The sequence below is a fragment of the Mesorhizobium sp. BHbdii genome, from assembly GCF_053848045.1.
In genome coordinates, this window is the sequence record NZ_JBSPKX010000001.1 from 2,335,812 (window position 1) to 2,352,432 (window position 16,621).

12 protein-coding genes are annotated in these 16,621 nt (G+C 62.4%); 8 read left to right on the forward strand and 4 right to left on the reverse strand.

Translation table 11 applies throughout. From position 1 onward, the window contains the following. Nucleotides 1–247: 247 nt before the first annotated feature. Nucleotides 248–3,631, reverse strand: coding sequence for a hypothetical protein (locus ACWTU8_RS11425; RefSeq protein ID WP_455848148.1), 3,384 nt, complete (start codon nucleotides 3,629–3,631; stop codon nucleotides 248–250). Nucleotides 3,632–3,726: 95 nt separating this feature from the next. Between ACWTU8_RS11425 and ACWTU8_RS11430 the strand changes: the two genes are divergently transcribed. From ACWTU8_RS11430 to ACWTU8_RS11465, 8 genes are all read left to right on the forward strand, one after another. After that, nucleotides 3,727–4,194, forward strand: coding sequence for a peroxiredoxin (locus ACWTU8_RS11430; RefSeq protein ID WP_455848149.1), 468 nt, complete (start codon nucleotides 3,727–3,729; stop codon nucleotides 4,192–4,194). 185 nt (nucleotides 4,195–4,379) lie between these two features. Continuing rightward, nucleotides 4,380–5,669, forward strand: a complete 1,290-nt coding sequence (locus ACWTU8_RS11435) for a M23 family metallopeptidase (RefSeq protein WP_455848150.1) — start codon at nucleotides 4,380–4,382, stop codon at nucleotides 5,667–5,669. A gap of 188 nt (nucleotides 5,670–5,857) precedes the next feature. Next, the gene (locus ACWTU8_RS11440; protein WP_455848151.1) at nucleotides 5,858–7,024 is read left to right on the forward strand and encodes an ROK family transcriptional regulator; all 1,167 of its coding nucleotides are present in this window, start codon (nucleotides 5,858–5,860) and stop codon (nucleotides 7,022–7,024) included. After that, the gene (locus ACWTU8_RS11445) at nucleotides 7,021–7,785 is read left to right on the forward strand and encodes an ATP-binding cassette domain-containing protein (RefSeq protein ID WP_455848152.1); all 765 of its coding nucleotides are present in this window, start codon (nucleotides 7,021–7,023) and stop codon (nucleotides 7,783–7,785) included. Before ACWTU8_RS11440 ends, ACWTU8_RS11445 begins: the two co-directional genes overlap by 4 nt. A 39-nt stretch (nucleotides 7,786–7,824) precedes the next feature. Then, entirely contained in the window at nucleotides 7,825–8,865 is a 1,041-nt protein-coding gene (locus ACWTU8_RS11450; protein WP_455848153.1) for a sugar ABC transporter substrate-binding protein, read from the forward strand. A gap of 159 nt (nucleotides 8,866–9,024) precedes the next feature. Continuing rightward, nucleotides 9,025–10,020: an ABC transporter permease gene (locus tag ACWTU8_RS11455; protein ID WP_455848154.1), complete on the forward strand. Its 996-nt coding sequence runs from the start codon at nucleotides 9,025–9,027 to the stop codon at nucleotides 10,018–10,020. Continuing rightward, the gene (locus tag ACWTU8_RS11460; RefSeq protein ID WP_455848155.1) at nucleotides 10,017–10,787 is read left to right on the forward strand and encodes an SDR family oxidoreductase; all 771 of its coding nucleotides are present in this window, start codon (nucleotides 10,017–10,019) and stop codon (nucleotides 10,785–10,787) included. The genes ACWTU8_RS11455 and ACWTU8_RS11460 overlap by 4 nt, the downstream gene beginning before the upstream one ends. Before the next feature lie 446 nt (nucleotides 10,788–11,233). After that, nucleotides 11,234–12,349 carry a hypothetical protein gene (locus ACWTU8_RS11465; protein WP_455848156.1) on the forward strand — a complete coding sequence of 372 codons (1,116 nt, stop codon included), beginning with the start codon at nucleotides 11,234–11,236 and terminating at the stop codon, nucleotides 12,347–12,349. A gap of 179 nt (nucleotides 12,350–12,528) precedes the next feature. Here the strand turns inward: ACWTU8_RS11465 and ACWTU8_RS11470 are convergent, their stop codons facing one another. The 3 genes from ACWTU8_RS11470 to ACWTU8_RS11480 all read right to left on the reverse strand — a co-directional run bounded on the left by ACWTU8_RS11470 (nucleotide 12,529) and on the right by ACWTU8_RS11480 (nucleotide 16,614). After that, complete coding sequence (locus ACWTU8_RS11470; protein ID WP_455848157.1) at nucleotides 12,529–13,785, reverse strand: flavin-containing monooxygenase; 1,257 nt, start codon at nucleotides 13,783–13,785, stop codon at nucleotides 12,529–12,531. A gap of 235 nt (nucleotides 13,786–14,020) precedes the next feature. Then, nucleotides 14,021–15,070 (reverse strand): NAD(+) synthase, encoded by a 1,050-nt coding sequence (nadE, locus tag ACWTU8_RS11475; protein ID WP_455848158.1) that lies wholly within the window; start codon nucleotides 15,068–15,070, stop codon nucleotides 14,021–14,023. Then, the gene (locus ACWTU8_RS11480) at nucleotides 15,067–16,614 is read right to left on the reverse strand and encodes a class I adenylate-forming enzyme family protein (RefSeq protein WP_455848159.1); all 1,548 of its coding nucleotides are present in this window, start codon (nucleotides 16,612–16,614) and stop codon (nucleotides 15,067–15,069) included. Before ACWTU8_RS11480 ends, nadE begins: the two co-directional genes overlap by 4 nt. Nucleotides 16,615–16,621: the final 7 nt, after the last annotated feature.

Below are 16,621 nucleotides of genomic sequence, written 5' to 3' on the forward strand. Positions count from 1 at the left end.
ATGTGCGCCGGTTGGAATTCGATCGCGGCACATAGTGTAGCTCCTGGCCGTGCGCGGAAAACCGTCAATTTGGCCCGGTTGCAGTAATACACACAAAGGTGTCGAACTCCGCACTCTTATAATTTGCACCACCAACCGCACCTCAAAGTTCATGCAGTGCAAGCGCTTCGGATCATCGGCGTGAATCCGGCCGGGGCGGACGAGCGGCCGCTTAAGATCAAAACTCGGTCGCTCGAAGCAATTGACCTCACCGGTACTCGAAAATCGACCTGAATATTCCGGGCGCGATCACCGACAGCGGGTTGACGTCCAGTTTCGGCTTGTTGGCATCGCCCCTGAGCCGGTAGGTCACGCCGATCAGGCCGCGATCGCGGCCATTGCCGAGCAGCGCGCCAAACAGCGGCAGTTCGCCGAAGATGCGGTTGAGGCCATAGACCGGCATGAACGTGCCGGTCATGTCCATGTTATTGTTCTGGTCGTAGAGCGTGCCCTGGAAAGTGGTGCCGATACGCGGGCCGCGCAGCACGCCATTGGCCAGCTTGAGATAACCGGCGCCCTTTTCGATCTCGGAAAAGCCGCGCTCGAACTTCACTCTCGACGTGTCGATATTGGCTTTGACAGCTTCGTTGAGGCTGCGGCTGTCGCCCGCCGGCGTCGTCGATACGAGCGAGGCGAGTCTCGGCTCGTTGACCACGAAGAAGTTGTGCGAGTCGACCTGGCCTCTCATCGGCCCATCGCTTGCCCCGGTGAGCGCCAGCATGATCGAACCGCCCTCCATATGCTCGTAAATGTTGAGGAACCGCAGGATGGCGCCGGCATCGGCCGACGTCACGTTGAGGGCGCGCCTGCCGGCGCCGGTCGTATTGCTGATGCTTATGGCAGCACCCGAGCTTGCCGTGGCGCTCACCTTGAGCCCGTTCACCCTGGAGCCGGCGGCACTGTAGTCGAGCTTCAGGTTCGACAGTCTCTCGTTGTGGAAGCCGGTCAGGGAATTGACATCGGCACTCACCGAAATCGCGTCGGACCCCGTGGCCTTGGTGGCGGTGTCGACATCGGACGTGAATTGCTTGATCAGTGAGCGCGCGTCCAGCGCGTTGCCGCTGATGTCGACCGCGTAGCTCTTGCCCGATCGTTTCACTGACACGGCAACGTTGTCTCCCCGGTTCAACGTGACCTTGCTGAACCGCGCCGAGGACAAGGCGCCGTTGACCAGCACCACGCCGCCGTCGATTGAAAAAGTCTTTCCATCCAGGTCGAAGTCGGACAGCGTCGTGGTGTGTCCGGACTTGGCCATGGCAAATGTCACATTGGCTGGAATGCCGGGTCCCTTGCTCCAGCCTGCCCAGGGAATATCCAGCCTGGCATTGGTCAGATCCGCCGAAACAGTCTGGTTGCCCGTGCCGCTCTTGTCGATCGCAACCTTGATGGTTCCGGAAAGCAGCGGCGACAGGCCAGGCATGGCGGCTGCACGCATCTTGTCGTCGAGCACCAGCGCCACTTTCCGGCTGCGTGGCGGTCCGCCATCCCTGAGCGGCTCGATCAGGTCGAGTTCGGCTGGAATGCCGTTGAGCAGCGCCTTGGCTGATATCACGGCCTTCTCGGGTTCGACCGTGATCGAACCATCGGCGTCCGTCACCGTCTGGTCTTCGAACGGCTTGCCCAGCGACAGGTCTTTGTAATCGAGCGTCACCAGCCAATCGAGTTTCGAGCTGTCGACGCCGGACTGCAGCGGAATGTCCGCCTTGACGTGGCCGGTCACCGTGCCGGACAGTTCGTCCGGGAGCAGGCCGACATGGCGCATGGCATTGATCGGCTCGTAGGAGGCAAGTTCGGCAATTGCCGACGCCTCCCCGGCGACGTCGATATCGAGCGCGCCGATCACCGGCGGGCGGTTCGCCGCTTTGATCTTCAACGTGCCGTTGCTTGCCGCCACCGTGCGGCCGCTGGCCATATAAACGTTGCCCGAGGACAAAGCGACGTCGACGTCATTGCCGTGGAATTCGACAACACCGACCGCATCGCGTATCGGCGGAATGTGACCGGCCGTATCGAAGCGCGATCCTTCGATCTGGAAATGGCCGAACACTTCATCTGATGAAAGCGGTATCCCGTTGCCCAGGCGCCCGGGCACGACCTGGAACTGCAGGCTCGCGTCGACGACGCGGCCGCCGAACAGGTTCTTCAGCACCCAAAGGCGAGCATTTCGCGCGGAAAACCAGGGCCACAACTGCTTGACATGCGAGACCGGCATGTCGTGGACATTGAAGGCAACAGATATGCCAGGCACCTTTCCCTCGACGAACTCGACCGAAGCCGTGCCCAGCGCCTCGCTGGCGGCTCCGGATCTGATCCCGATCTGCTCGGCCACGAGCTTGCGGCTCCTGGTCTGGTAGACGCCGGCGACGCGGGCGATGAAATCGAGCGCGGGTTCGGACGATTCCGAAGGCGACAGCGTCGAGCCGTCGCTGGTCAGGTCGTAGCGGTAGGATGGCTCCTCGCCCGCTGTCCCTGTCGCAGGCTTCGGTCCGATCGAACCGGCGAAATTGAAAATCGAGCGACCGGTTTTCAACAGCAGCTTGTCGACCTGGATCTTGTTCGAACCGGCGACAAGCGTGGCATTGAGATCGACGTCTGCTGGAAGCGAGCCGCGGGGGCCAAAATCTAGCACGGAACCGGCGAACGACAACGAGGCCGCCAGCCGCGACGCATTCTCGCCGGATCCTTCCGATCCCGCCAGCTTCAAGGCAATCGCGCCCAGCGTCCCGCCTGGCGCTGCCGCAGCCCCGTTAACCTCCGCTATCTCGACGCTGGCATCCAAAGCCGTCACGCGCCGCGTCGTTGTATCGCGGGTCGCTGAGGCGGTGATGGTGAGTGCCCTGCCGTCGACCTCCGCGTCGGACGAAAACTCCATGCCGCCCGGCCCCGACTGCCCAACGGTGGCATCTGTGATCCTGACCAGTTTGACCGACCCGGCCTCGGGCAGAACGACGTCGACATTGCGGAGGTCGATCCGGCGCATCGAATCCTCGCGCACCGCATCGAGCGCGTGGTTGACGCTGGCAAAGACCGTGCCGGCCAGTCTTTCGGGGTCGATGAGGCCGTCGTCATTGCGCAGCGCCGCCGTCCAGTCGCCACCCGACGGCAGCGCCGCCATAACGATGCGCGCATCGGAAATCCTGGCGCTGGTAAGCCGCACCTCGCCCGAAAGCAGCGGTATCAGCCTTATGCCGAAGCGGACACGCCCAGCATCGGCCATCGGTTTGCCGTCGGCGGTCTTGAGACCGACGTCGCTGACCTGTAGCGCGATGAAGCTCGATCCGTCGAGCGTGAGACGGGCCGGCCCGACCGCAACATCGACATCGACGCCGGCCAATTTCTCGATGGCCGTTTCCGCTTCGGCCCGCAGCCGCTCGGCGCCGAAACCGGACATGCCGATCGCATACACAGCGGCGGTGGCCAGCAGCACAAGGACCACAAGGCCGGCAAACAGCCGCGCAAGAATACGAACGCCGCGGCCGATCGACGCCTGGCCGAGCGGCGGTACGCGGCACGCGGACGGGAAGGCACCCAGGTCGGTGATCTCATCACGCCTGAATCTGATCTTCTCGTGCTGCGGCTGCTCCTGATCCACACAATTTTCCGTTGAACGAACTCGACCGTGGACGAATCCCGGTGCGACAATATATCGATGAGGCTTCGCGCGTAACCTCAAACAAGGGCATCGATATGGCTGATCTCGATCTCGGCGACCTTGCGCCGCAGTTCGACCTTCCCCGCGACGGCGGCGGCTCGCTCAGCCTCGCGTCATTGCTGGGGAAGCCGGTCGTGCTTTACTTCTTCCCGCAAGACGACACCACGGGCTGTACCAATGAGGCGATCGGCTTTTCGCAGTTGAAGCCGGAGTTCGAAAAGCTCGGCGCCACCGTCATCGGCCTGTCGCCGGACAGCGTCCGAAAACACGACAAATTCAAATCAAAATACGACCTGACCGTCGACCTCGTCGCCGACGAGGAGCGCAAGGTGATCGAAGCCTATCATCTGTGGGTCGAGAAGAAGCTCTATGGCCGCCGCTATATGGGCGTAGAGCGCGCAACGTTCCTGATCGGCGGCGACGGACGGATTGCCAAGATATGGCGGAACGTACGAGTCAAAGGCCATGCCGAGGCGGTGCTGGAGGCCGTCCGCGCGCTCTGATAGCGACGTTGGCTGTGGGCTGAGAGCCCCATGTGAGGCATGAAGCGCTGAGCCTGCGCCTCATGCCCTCATGCCAACCAGCTGCAACCCATGGGCTGCAAGGAGCTGGGCGCCAGCAACCGACCGTTAACCTTAATGATGTGTAATCAGGCTTGTCGTTGGTATCGTAACGAAAGCTTGGTCCCGTGAACGTAGCCAGTCAGTCAACGGTCTTCGGCAGGCGCAAGGAGCCCCACACGGTCATTATCGCCCGGGGCAACGAGGTCAGGCATTTCACGATACGTCCATGGGTTGCCGCATTTTGCGGCTCCGCGCTGGCGGCGATGGCCATAGGCTACCTGCTGGCGACCTCCTATCTCGTGCTGCGCGACGACCTGATCGGCGCGACCACGGCACGGCAGGCGCGCATGCAGCAGGCCTATGAGGACCGCATCTCCGCACTGCGCGCCCAGGTCGACCGGATCACCAGCCGTCAGCTTCTCGACCAGCAGCTCATGGAAACCAAAGTTGGCGAACTGCTGGAACGACAGACCCAGCTCAGCCTGCGCCACGGCCGCCTCGGCCCGCTCCTCGAGCGCGGCGAGAGCGAAGTCGGAACGCCACCTGCCGCAGGCACTGCTGCGTCCGCAAAGCCGGAAAAACGCGCCGACGTAACCGACGCCCAGCCGCAGTCCTATTCGGTTGCCAGCGTCGGCGCCAACCTTGGCGCCGGCGATACCAGGCCGTTCTCCCTGTGGTCGACCCGCTCCGATCCGCTGCCGAGCGATGCGGCGGCCGCTCGTGCCGACAGACTGTTCGTATCGATCAGCGAGTCGCTCAAGGCCATAGAGAGCCAGCAGCTCACCCGCATCACCACGCTTGCCGACAACGCCTACAGAAACGCCGATGCAATCTCTCAGGCGCTCGAGGCGGCTGGCCTGCCGGTCGACAGCGATTTTGGCAAGAGCGATACCGGCGGTCCGCTGATACCAATCGACAGTTCGATGACGTTCGACAGCAAGGTACGGGAACTCGACGAGGCGCTGGACGCGCTCGATCGTCTGAAGACGGAGGCGCGACGGCTGCCGCTCGCCAATCCCGCCCCCGGTCGCTCGGTCACCAGCCCGTTCGGCGTGCGCACCGATCCGCTCCTCGGCACCGCCGCGCTGCATTCGGGGATGGATTTCAGGGCGCCGACCGGAATGCCTGCGAAGGTGACGGCGCCCGGCGTCGTCGTCAAGGCCGGCTGGAACGGCGGCTATGGCCGCATGGTCGAGGTCGATCATGGCAACGGCTTTGCGACGCGCTATGGGCATCTCAGCAAAATCAACGTGACCGTCGGCAAGAGACTCAATGCCGGCGACGTCATCGGTAAGACCGGCAGCAGCGGCCGCTCGACCGGCCCGCATCTGCATTACGAGATCCGCCACAATGGCGAAGCCATCGACCCGCTGCGCTTCCTAAGGGTCGGCAAGAAGGTCGCGCAGTATCTCTGAAGCCCGCATCTTCTTCATTAAGACAGATCTGGCCGTTTTCCATCTGATAGCGGCCTCTGCTCCTGCTCCGTGTCGCTGGTGGGCCCGGGACTGATTCATCATTCGCGGAAGTCACTTGTTATTTTTGAATTCCATTTGACTGAATAAATATTCGGTGCGAACCTCAATGTCTCCTAGGGACGCAAGACATGGCACTGCGTGGGACCAATCAGGAATTCGGGCGGCCTTACAACAGGCGCATCGTCCTCGAATCCATCCGCCTTCACGGTCCGATCGCCCGCGGCGACATTGCCAGGCGGGTCGGGCTCACTGTCCAAACGGTATCGACCATCGTTCGCGAGCTGGAAGAACACGGCTACGTTCTGTCCCTGCGCGAAGAGCCGCGGGGGCGCGGGCTGCCTCCGGCGACCCTGCGGATCAACCCGGAGGGCGGCTATGCCGTCGGCATCCATGTCACCCCGCTGGGTATCAATGCGGCGCTGATCAATTTGAGCGGAGACGTGATCGAGAGCATCTACCGCGAGGCCCCCAGCGCAACGCCCGACCATGCCTTCGATCTGATCGGCGCGATGGTGCTTGAATTGACCCGACTGCGGCCTGGCGGTCGCGTTCTCGGCATCGGCATGGCGCTGCCCGGCCCTTTTGGGGTGGAGTCGATGAGCTTTATCGGCCCGACGACGATGACCGGCTGGAAGGACGTGGCGCTTCGAGATCGGCTGGAGGCATCGACCGGGCTGCCCGCGTTTTTTGAAACCGACATGGCGGCCGCGGCAATGGGTGAGCGCCTGTATGGCCTCGGGACGGGATATTCCGAATACTACTATCTCTATTTTGGTGTCGGTCTTGGCGGCGTCATGGTTCATGACGGAAGCGCGCTGCGCGGCGCCTGGGGAAATGCAGGCGAAATCGGACACATTCCTGTCGTGCCGGGTGGCGAGCCGTGCCCCTGCGGCAACCGCGGCTGCCTCGAAAGATACCTCTCGCTCGAGGCGCTGCGGCGCCGGAACATCAGCGACGCCGATTGGGTTGATGAAGTCGGGCCGATCTTTCGCAACGCCATCACCATCATTGAGAACCTGTTCGATCCCGAAACCATCATCCTCGGCGGACTGGCGTCCATCGATTTACTTGAACGGCTGGCCGGTTCGGTTGCGAACCTTCCCAACTCGATCTCGGCGCGAAAGGACCGCACGGCGCCGCGTGTCACCGTCGCACGCGGCGGCCAGCATGCGGTGCTGCGCGGGGCCGCAGCGCTTGCCGTCTCCGGGGTGCTTTCGCCACGCTTCGGCCAGATATTCACGGCCGAGCGCGAACGCGGGCGAGATATCCTGCAAGGCAAGGGGATCGCGGCATGAGTGAACCTCTGCTGGTGCTCGACAACGTCGCCAAGAACTATGGCGCGATCGAAGCGCTCAAGGGCATCAGCTTCTCGATCGGCAAGGGCGAGGTGGTGGCGCTTCTAGGCGACAACGGCGCCGGCAAATCGACACTGGTCAAGATCATCGCCGGTGGCCTGGAGCCGACCTCCGGTCGCATGCTGTTCGAGGGAAAGGAATTCCTGGCCAAATCTCCCGCCGAGGCCAAGGCGGCAGGGATCGAGACCGTCTACCAGGACCTCTCGCTTTGCACCAATGTCGACGTGGTGGCCAATTTCTTCATGGGCCGCGAGATCACCAGGAAATTTCTTGGCGTTGCCGTGCTCGACGAACCCGCCATGGAGCAGGTGGTCGAAAAGGCGCTGGCCAGCGCAGGCACGCGCATCCCTTCGCTCAGAACCAATGTCGAGCACCTCTCGGGCGGCCAGCGGCAGGCCATCGAGCTCAACCGATTCGTGCATTTTGGCGGCAAGCTCGTGCTTCTCGACGAGCCGTTCGCGGCACTCGGTGTCGAGCAGACGCGGCGCGGTCTCGACATGATCCGCCAGGTGGCCAGCCAAGGTATCGGCGTCGTCATCATCACCCATATCATGCAGCAGGCCTTCCAGGTCGCCGACCGGATCGTGGTGATCCGGCAAGGTGTCGTGGCGGGCGATGTCGCGCGAAACAAAACAAGTCCCGACGCGGTGATCAACATGATCACCGGAGAGACGCTCGCCGGTGCCGGACCGGCAGGCTGAGGGACAAACGAGGGGTCCGGCGCAAAAGGAGCGAACGACATGAAGAAAATACTTCTTGCTGTCTTCGGTATCCTGGCACTGGCCTTTGCCACGCTCACGCCGGCATTCGCCCAGTCCAAGGGCACCGTCTACTACCTGGTGCCGACATTGCTCGATGAATTCCAGACCGGCTCGGTGAGCGCTCTGGAGATGTTCCTGAAGCAGGTCGGCTATGAGATGAAGACGCTGAACGCCGATAACAAGACCGACGCTCAGCAATCGCAAATGAACGACGTCATCGCGCTCAAACCGTCGGCGATCATTCTCGCCGCCGTCGATTTCAATGCGTTGAAGCCGTCTATCGAGGCCGCCCGCGCCGCCGGCATCCCGGTGGTCGAGTTCGATCGCCAGATCACCGCGACACCGTCCGATTTCACGTCGGTGGCGGGAACGGTCGAGATCGGCCAGATTGCCGCCGATCAGGCCGAGAAGCTCTTGAAGGCCAAGCACGGATCGGTGAAAGGCAAGATCCTCCAGGTGCTCGGCGATCCTGGCGACCCCTACACGCTCGACATCCAGAAGGGTTTCGAGGAGAAGATGAAGGCGTTCCCGGACGTCAAGATCATCTCGGTTCCGGCCATGCAATGGGAAGCCAGCAATGCCGGCACCATCGTTGCCGACCAGATGCTTGCCAACCCGGATATCGACCTGATCTTCAGCCACGCCGCCCATCTCTCGGTCGCCGCCGTCGCCTCGCTTGAGGCCGCCGGCAAGAAACCGGGTGATGTCATGCTGATGAGCTCGAACGGTGCGCCGGTCGGGCTCGACCTGATCCGCAAGAGTTGGCTCAATGTCGAAGTCGAGCAGCCGCTCTACGCTCAGGCCGCCGCCGTCGCCATGTTCATGGACAAGGTCGTCAACAAGCAGGAGATCAAGCCGGGCGAGTACGACGTGCTCGGCCTGAAGTCGACCGTGACCAAGGAAGCCTGGGGCCCAAATATCAAGATCCCCGGCGCTGCGATCACCAAGGAAAACGTCGATAACCCGGCCTTCTGGGGCAATATGAAGCCGCCCACGGACACCGTGAAGCCGGTCGAATAACAAGGTCGCCTACGGCTCCGGGCCGCGCCGGCCCGGAGCCCAACCTCTGCAGCCCGGCACGTCAGAACGAACGCGCAGGGACGCTGCAGCAATTTCAATCCGCGCATAATCCCGAAAATCGAATCGGCTTTCGGGGTCATGCGCCAGTCGGATCAGCACATGAATCCCCGCACGCGCCACGCCCTCGAGTTCACCCTCGACAACCTCGTCTGGTTCATGCTGGTCTTCGTGCTGGTGGTCTTCTCCATCTTCATTCCAAACTATTTCCAGCTCGGCATCTTCGCCAACATCATAGAGGCGTCGAGCGTGCTTGGCGTCATGTCGATCGGCCTGGCGCTGGTCATCATCACCGGCCACATGGACCTGTCCGTCGAATCCGTGGCGGCGCTCGGCGCCATGGCGGTCGGCATCCTGTTCTGCTCGGCGGGTATCGGCCTGGGTGTCCAATTGGATCCGGAATGGCTGATGGTTCCGGTTTCGCTGCTTATTGCCCTCGTTGTCGGCGGCATCATCGGCGCCATCAACGGCTATTTGGTCGTGAAGGTGAAGATGAGTGCTTTCATCATCACGCTGGCGTCCTACATCTGGGTGCGCGGCCTCGTGCTGGTTATTTCCGGCGGCCGCTCCGCGCAGGATCTTGCGCCGGCAATCCGCTGGTTCGGCATTCAGCGCCTCCTTGGCCTGCCGCTCACCGCCTGGATCACCATTTCGTGTTTCGTGATCTTCTCGCTGATCATGGCCAAGACACCCTTCGGCAGGCACCTCGTCATGATCGGCGGCAACGAGACCGCAACCTTCCGCGCCGGCATCCGCGTCACCCGGAACCTCGTCATTGCCTTCGTTCTCGCTGGCGCCATCGCCGGCCTTGCCGGCTGGCTGCTGGCAATCCGCACCTCCGGCGCCACCGCCAATCTTGGCGTCGGCCTGCTGTTCAATGCCTTCGCCGCGGTCGTCATCGGCGGTGTCAGCCTGAAGGGCGGCGTCGGCACCCTGCCCGGCGTCTATGCCGGCGTGCTTTTGCTGTCGGCCATCAACACGGCGATCAACCTCATGGGCCTTCCGGCCAACTTCACCCAGGTGATCCATGGCCTGCTGGTGCTTGCCGCCGTGCTGCTCGACGCCTTCAAGCAAACCATCCGCCAGAGGCTGGCATGACCGGCCGTCTCGAAAACAAGGTTGCGCTGATCGTCGGCAGCGCGCGCGGCATCGGCAAGGGCATCGCACAGCGCTTCGCCGAAGAGGGTGCGAAACTGGTCCTGGCCGACACCGAGGTCGAGGCCGGGCAAGCGACCGCAGACGAGCTCGGCGCCGCCTTCATCCGCACCGACATCTCGCAGATGGCCGATGCGGAGGCCGCCGTTGCGCTGGCGCTCGACCATCACGGCCGCCTCGACATCATGGTCCAGAATGCCGGCATCTACCCCTGGCAGTTGCTGGAAAACACCAGTCCGGAGGACTGGGACCGTGTCATGGCGGTCAATTTGCGCGGCAGCTTCAATGCCGCCCGCGCCGCGCTCGTTCCTATGAAGGCGCAGCACTTTGGCCGCATGCTGTTCACCTCCTCCATCACCGGCCCGCACGTCACCAGCCCCGGTCACGGCCACTATTCGGCGACCAAGGCCGGCATTAACGGCCTGATCCGTTCGGCCGCTCTCGAATTCTCGGCGTATGGCATCACCGTCAACGGCGTCGAACCCGGCAATATCCTGACCGAAGCAATCCAGCTGCATCGCGGCGCCGCCTATATAAAGAACATGGAGGACTCCATACCGCTCGGCCGCCTCGGCAGCCCGCGCGACGTGGCCAACGCCTTCCTGTTCCTGGCCTCGAACGACGCCAGCTACATCACCGGCACGACCATCATCGTCGACGGCGGGCAGCTGCTGCCCGAAGGCAGGGATTTCCGGCTCCTTCCGCCATGATCTTCGATTTCGGCGACGGTTTTTCCTGCACCAGGCGACAGCGGCAGATCATGCAGCACTTGCCATGGTTCGTCTCAAGACCGGCGACACGGGCAAGGATGGTAGCCAAGCGACTTGGCTTCGCGCAGGAAGTTGCAGGCTGAGGCTTCGCCGGACGTGCGGCAGCGCCGAGGAAACAAGGCGTAAGTCGCGTCGATAAAACTCGATTCGCTACCAATACTTTAACATCGGTTTACCCGAAGTTGTTAACAGCAACGACGCTCGTTTTCATGATCAAGCAAAGGGCCTACCTTGCCACAGCATCATAGCTCTCCTTTCGGCAACCTGAGAGAGTGCAACTGGAGATTGCAGCACTGCCAACAGCTGACGTTCGCCGCGATCGCCGACAGGGAGCCTGGCCTTGCCAGTGTCTGGAAACGCAGGGACTCCGGTGCCGGGAGCCGGGCTTGAGCGTCATTCGCGCTCTTGAAGGTGCCGATCTTCCGGCAGTCGCAGGCATGTTTCAACGCGTGCTGCGCAAAGAGCGGACCGAAGCGACGCCAGCGCTCATCGACTATATGAGACGGTTTTATCTGGAGGCGCCGGGTTGCGGAGGCGACCTGCGGTCGCTTGTCCACGTCAACGCAGCCGGCCGCGTCTCCGGATTTGTCGGCGTTCACGCATTGCCGATGCAGTTCAACGGCCGGCAATTACGAGCCGCCATCTGCAGTTCGCTCATGGTCGAGGATCATGAGCGCGACCCGATGGCCGGCGCTCGCTTGTTGAAAGCCTACCTGGATGGTCCGCAAGACATCTCCTTCAGCGAGACGGCCAATGATATTTCCACGAAGTTGTGGACCCGGCTGCGCGGCGTGGTCCTGCCGCAATACAGTCTCGACTGGGTACGCGTGATGCGGCCGTCGAGCTTTGTGCTCAGCCTTTCCGCCAATCGCATGAAGCTTGCCCGAATTCTCAATCCGTTTGCCCATGCCCTCGACCGATTTTATTGCAGGCGAATGAAGTCCAGCGAACGACGCTGGTCCGGTGTGGCGGCGGACGGGGCAGGCCATGGCGCTTTTCGGACGTGCGAAATCGACAGCGGCACATTTGCCAAGCTCGTCGAACCGTTGACCGTCCAGTTCGCCCTGCGCCCGCAGTGGACGGAGGGCCAGCTTGCTCACATCCTGGCCGATGCGGCAGAAAAGCCCGACCTGGGCGAGCTTGTCTATGTTTCCGTGGCATCGCCAGCCGGCACCAATGTCGGCGCATTCGCCTATCACGCACGGGCGGGTGAAATCGGTCGCGTGCTGCAGATCCTCGCCCTCCCCGGCCAGGCGGGTTCAGTCATCGACTGCCTGATCGATCATGCCGCCGCGCGCGGCGTTAGCGGCTTGCGCGGGCGCATTCAACCCGCACTTCTGGAAGCAATGCTTGGACGACGCATAGCTTTCCTGACCGTTGCCTCGACCGTGGTGCATTCACGCGATCCAGAGCTTTTGGATGCCATGAAGAACTCGCAGGCTTTCCTGAACGGGCTTGCGGGCGAGCAGTGGAGCCGGCTGATCGGCGGCCGCTTCACCTGAAGCATTCAGTCGTGCGGGAGCGAAGTCATTGGCTGATCGTCGGAGGCCTTTGCCTTCGCTCAGTGGGAACGTCGCTAAGCGGCGAGACGTGACCCTGGTGGCGGCGCAAGGCGGTGACTGACGATCTGCCGGCCTCTGACGGCCCTGACTGTCAGGAGCTTCTTGACTATGCCAGGCGGTCACGAATGCCCTGCGATATGTTCGACAAGGCGAGGTGCTTCCTCGGCGATCGCCAAGATGATGCCTGACTTGCGTGTGGAGGCGAAGTCCAGCCCTGCGAAGTAAAGGCCCGGCAGGGCGGCCACGCCATCCGCGTGAACAGGCTGTCCCGCGCTGTCGAGCGCACCGGGAAGCCTCATCCAACTGAAATCGCCCTTAAAGCCCGTGCACCACACCACGCTCGTTACGCCGGAGCGGGAGAGATCGAGCGAACCGATCATCGGGTTCGGCTGACGCATCGCGACCGTCTCCGCCGGGTCGGGCTCCGCAACGGGTGCATCGATCCCCATGCGGCTGATATAGTCGTCGACATGGCGTTTGACATTTTCGGAGGCTTCATCCGCAAAGCGGGCATTCGCTTCGAGATCGTCGGCAAACGAGAGGCTGCCGCCATCCTCGATGCCGGTGAGACGCCCAAGCAGCACGACACCCTGGGCGCTCAGCGCCTGAAGGCTTATCGTATGCGTCGACCCGAGCACGCCACGCGGCGGGATGCGTCCCGCAAGTCGAATGACTTCCTCCCGGCGCACGTCGAGAAACCCGCTTTCGAGCAGCCAGACCATGATGTCGCGACCCCGGTAGCGCCGTGGGAGCCGTCCGACACGACTGGTCGCAAGGAAGACTGCTCGGCCCGCGTCCGCCAATTCCTCCGCGATCTGAGCACCAGATTGGCCGCTTCCGACCACCAGCACCGCTCCGTCGGGCAGATCGGCAGCGCTGCGGTAGCCGGAAGCGTCGATCTGGCGGAGAGCTGGCGACAACGCGGCGGCCCAGACCGGGCGCACCGGACAATTCAGGCTGCCGCTTGCGACGATCACATTGCGCGCCCAAATCGTGCCGTGTGAGGTGGTCAGCCGATAGGCGCCATTCTCGCGCGTGAGTTCGCTTACCGCAGTATCCGGTTCGATCGGCAGCGCGTTGCGCCCGGCGAAATCCTCAAGGAGAGTGACGAACTGATCGCGCGTCAGGGCACCATCCGGATCCGGACCGTCATAGCAATCGCCCGGCATGACGGTCTGCACGTTGGGAGTATTCATCCGAAATAAATCCCATCGCTGTGTGCGCCAGGTCTCTCCTATGCGGCCCCGCTCCAATACGCTGTGGCGCAGACCCCGTCGCGCCAGCCAATAGCTGACACCCAGGCCGGCCCAGCCGGCCCCGATGACGACAGCATCGAGAACATCGCCGCCATCGGTCATTTGCTGCGGTGATCTCATAATCGCCCCCGGCAACCTCGCCGCGCAGCATTAAGCCTTGTCCACGGCAACTAGTCCAGCACCGCCGATTTCCGTCCGACTGGCCGAGCGCATTCCGGTTCGCCAGCCTCTCGCCAGAGCGCAAGGCGAACCCGAGAACCTCCAACGTAGTCTCATCGAGAAACTCCTTTTGCTCCGTCCACGGAAAGCCGATCACAGATCAAGACGAACAGGGCAATGGGGGGCGGAACATCGGTCACCCTGAAGCGCTCGCCGTGGCTAGGTTTGAGAGCCAGTTCCAGGTACTGATTTCCTCGACCTCATCAACGAGTTGCGGACGCAGGTGCAGATAGCGCGTCGCCCTGCGCTTGGCGGCGATGTCGGCCCATACGCGTTCAACTTGCGAGGCGGTCAGTCCCGCCGCCTGCCCCACCACTTCGGCGGCCACGCCGTTGTTAAGGCCGAAAAGGCAAATATCCATCCGGTCATAGGGAAGCGAGAAGTAGAACTCCTCCTGCGTCTGCGCCAGCGAGTAGGTATCGGTGGTCGGCGGCCGTTTGCGGATTTCCTCTGGAACGCCGAGAAAGGCGGCCAGCGCATAGACCTGCGTTTTATAGAGATGTGCGATCGGCTTCACGTCAGCCGCGCCGTCACCGTTCTTGACGAAGAAACCCTGATCGTATTCCAGCCGGTTCGGCGTTCCAAGAACGGCGAAGTTCAAGCGATCGGCATGATAATATTCGATCTGTTTGCGGGTGCGCTGTTTCATGTTGGTGGCGGCGACGACACCGAGATAGACCGGCAGCGGCATTCTTATTTTCGTCTGCTTGCCCTTGGGATCCTGCACCACCAGCGACGAAATATTGTAGCCTTCGCCCTCAAGCGCGTTCGCGATCACGATCTTCGAGGCCCAGCCTTCGCCATATTCCGGGACCACTTCGCGGATGAAGGTGTCGCGACGCTCATAGCAGCCCATGGCGCGCAGAGCCGGCCCGATATCCTCCACAATAGCCTCGACACCGAAAGTGTCGGCGACAAGGCGGCCGAGCCGCAGACTTTCCGGATCGGAATCGTTTTCCGGCATGAACAGGCACAATACATTCTGAGGCCCGACGGCTCGCGCGGCCAACGCCACCGAAACGCTTGAATCGATCCCACCCGAAAGACCGAGCGTGAGACCCCGCTTGCGAATACCACGCAACTGCTGGCGCAAAGCGGTGACGATCCTGTCCGTTTCGGCGGCGGGGTCGATCGCCAGGGCCTGCGCCAGAATGGTCTGGGCGTCGTCGCTGGGGCGAACACTCATTGCGCGGCCTCCATCATCTCTGCAGCAAGCCGGCGGCTGACCTTGCCCGTATCCGTTTTTGGTAATTCCGAGCGGAACTCGATGACCTTGGGGACCATGAAATCCTCAAGATGACGTGCGCAGTGGCGCATGACATCCTTTTCGCTTAGCTTCGGGTCCGAGCGTATCACGAGTGCGCCGATCGCATGCCCAAGCACCGGATCCGGCACGCCGACGACAACGGCCTCCGCGATGCCCGGATGGGCGTGAAGCACGGCCTCCACCTCCTTCGGGGCCACCTTCTCCCCCCGCGTCTTTATGATGTCGTCCTTGCGCCCGACGAAATAGTGAAAGCCATCCTCATCGGTCCTGAACAGATCGCCGGTATAGAGAACCTTCTCCCAAGGGTTTGGGCCAGGCCGCAGGGCCCGTTCGGTTGCTGCTTCGTTGCGCCAGTAACCTTGCATGACGTGCGGTCCCCGAATGACCAGTTCACCCGCTACGCCTGGCGGCACGCGTTGCCCGTGGTCGTCGACGACAAAGGCTTCGGTGTTCGGGATGGCTATGCCGACCGACCCCGGCCGGCGATCGAGCTCCTCGGGCGGCAGGTAGGTGCAGCGCTTGCATTCCGTCAGGCCATACATCGAATAGAGTCTGACACCGGGAAAAAGGAAACGCAGACGTTCTATGTGCGCCTGCGGCAAGGCCGCTGCCGTATTCGAAATATAGCGAAGGCTGGGCAGGAAGCCCGGCGTCAGGTCACGCATCTGCAGGACCATCGCCGCCATAGTTGGCACGAGCGGAAGACCGGTGACGCCCTCCTCGCGGATACGTTCAAAGACTGCTTGAGGAAAAGCGAAGGACTTTTCGAGCACCAGCGTGGCGCCGAGCCTGACGGCCATCAGCAACTGATAGAGGCCATAGTCGAAGGCAAGGGGAAGAACATTCAAAATGATGTCGTCTGGCGAGTTGCGCAGATAGGTGGTGATCGAGTCCGCGGCCGCGTCGCAATTGCGGTGCGTCATCATCACGCCCTTGGGCCGGCCCGTTGAGCCTGAGGTGTAGATGAGCATAGCCAGATCGACGTCGATGCCGCCGTGGTCGATCTCACTGGCTTCGAGCGTCAGGCAGTCCGCTAGGGATGCAGCCCCTGCCGGGCATTGGCCATCGGTACCAGCGGTGGAAGCCACGAAGATGCCGGTCTCGCCGCTCGATCCGCACGCCTCAGCGACCACGGGCATCAGTTTTGCCTGCGTGAGGATCGCGGCAGCGTCGCAATCGGCGATGATGTAGGCAAGCTTTTCAGCCTTGGTGGATGCGTTGATCGGACTGAACGTCGCTCCTGCCTTGAGGACGGCGAAAATCGAAACCGCGGCCTCCCAGCAATTGTCCATGAAGATCAGGACCCGGTCGTTGCGCCTGACGCCATTCACAAAAAGGGCGGCGGCCAGGCGGCTCGAAAGATCGTCCAGTTCTTCGAAGCTCAGCCTTTTGTCTTTGGTGATCAATGCCGTTTTGGCGGGATGGGCAGCGGCCTTCGCGGCCAGGAAATGTTCGATCCGCATGGACGCT

Bases quoted from the DNA above. Each gene is read 5' to 3' on its own strand.
- ACWTU8_RS11430 (WP_455848149.1), top strand. From the start codon at position 3,727: ATGGCTGATCTCGATCTCGGCGACCTTGCGCCGCAGTTCGACCTTCCC.
- ACWTU8_RS11440 (WP_455848151.1), top strand. From the start codon at position 5,858: ATGGCACTGCGTGGGACCAATCAGGAATTCGGGCGGCCTTACAACAGG.
- ACWTU8_RS11445 (WP_455848152.1), top strand. From the start codon at position 7,021: ATGAGTGAACCTCTGCTGGTGCTCGACAACGTCGCCAAGAACTATGGC.
- ACWTU8_RS11450 (WP_455848153.1), top strand. From the start codon at position 7,825: ATGAAGAAAATACTTCTTGCTGTCTTCGGTATCCTGGCACTGGCCTTT.
- ACWTU8_RS11455 (WP_455848154.1), top strand. From the start codon at position 9,025: ATGAATCCCCGCACGCGCCACGCCCTCGAGTTCACCCTCGACAACCTC.
- ACWTU8_RS11460 (WP_455848155.1), top strand. From the start codon at position 10,017: ATGACCGGCCGTCTCGAAAACAAGGTTGCGCTGATCGTCGGCAGCGCG.
- ACWTU8_RS11470 (WP_455848157.1), bottom strand. From the start codon at position 13,785: ATGAGATCACCGCAGCAAATGACCGATGGCGGCGATGTTCTCGATGCT.
- nadE (WP_455848158.1), bottom strand. From the start codon at position 15,070: ATGAGTGTTCGCCCCAGCGACGACGCCCAGACCATTCTGGCGCAGGCC.
- ACWTU8_RS11480 (WP_455848159.1), bottom strand. From the start codon at position 16,614: ATGCGGATCGAACATTTCCTGGCCGCGAAGGCCGCTGCCCATCCCGCC.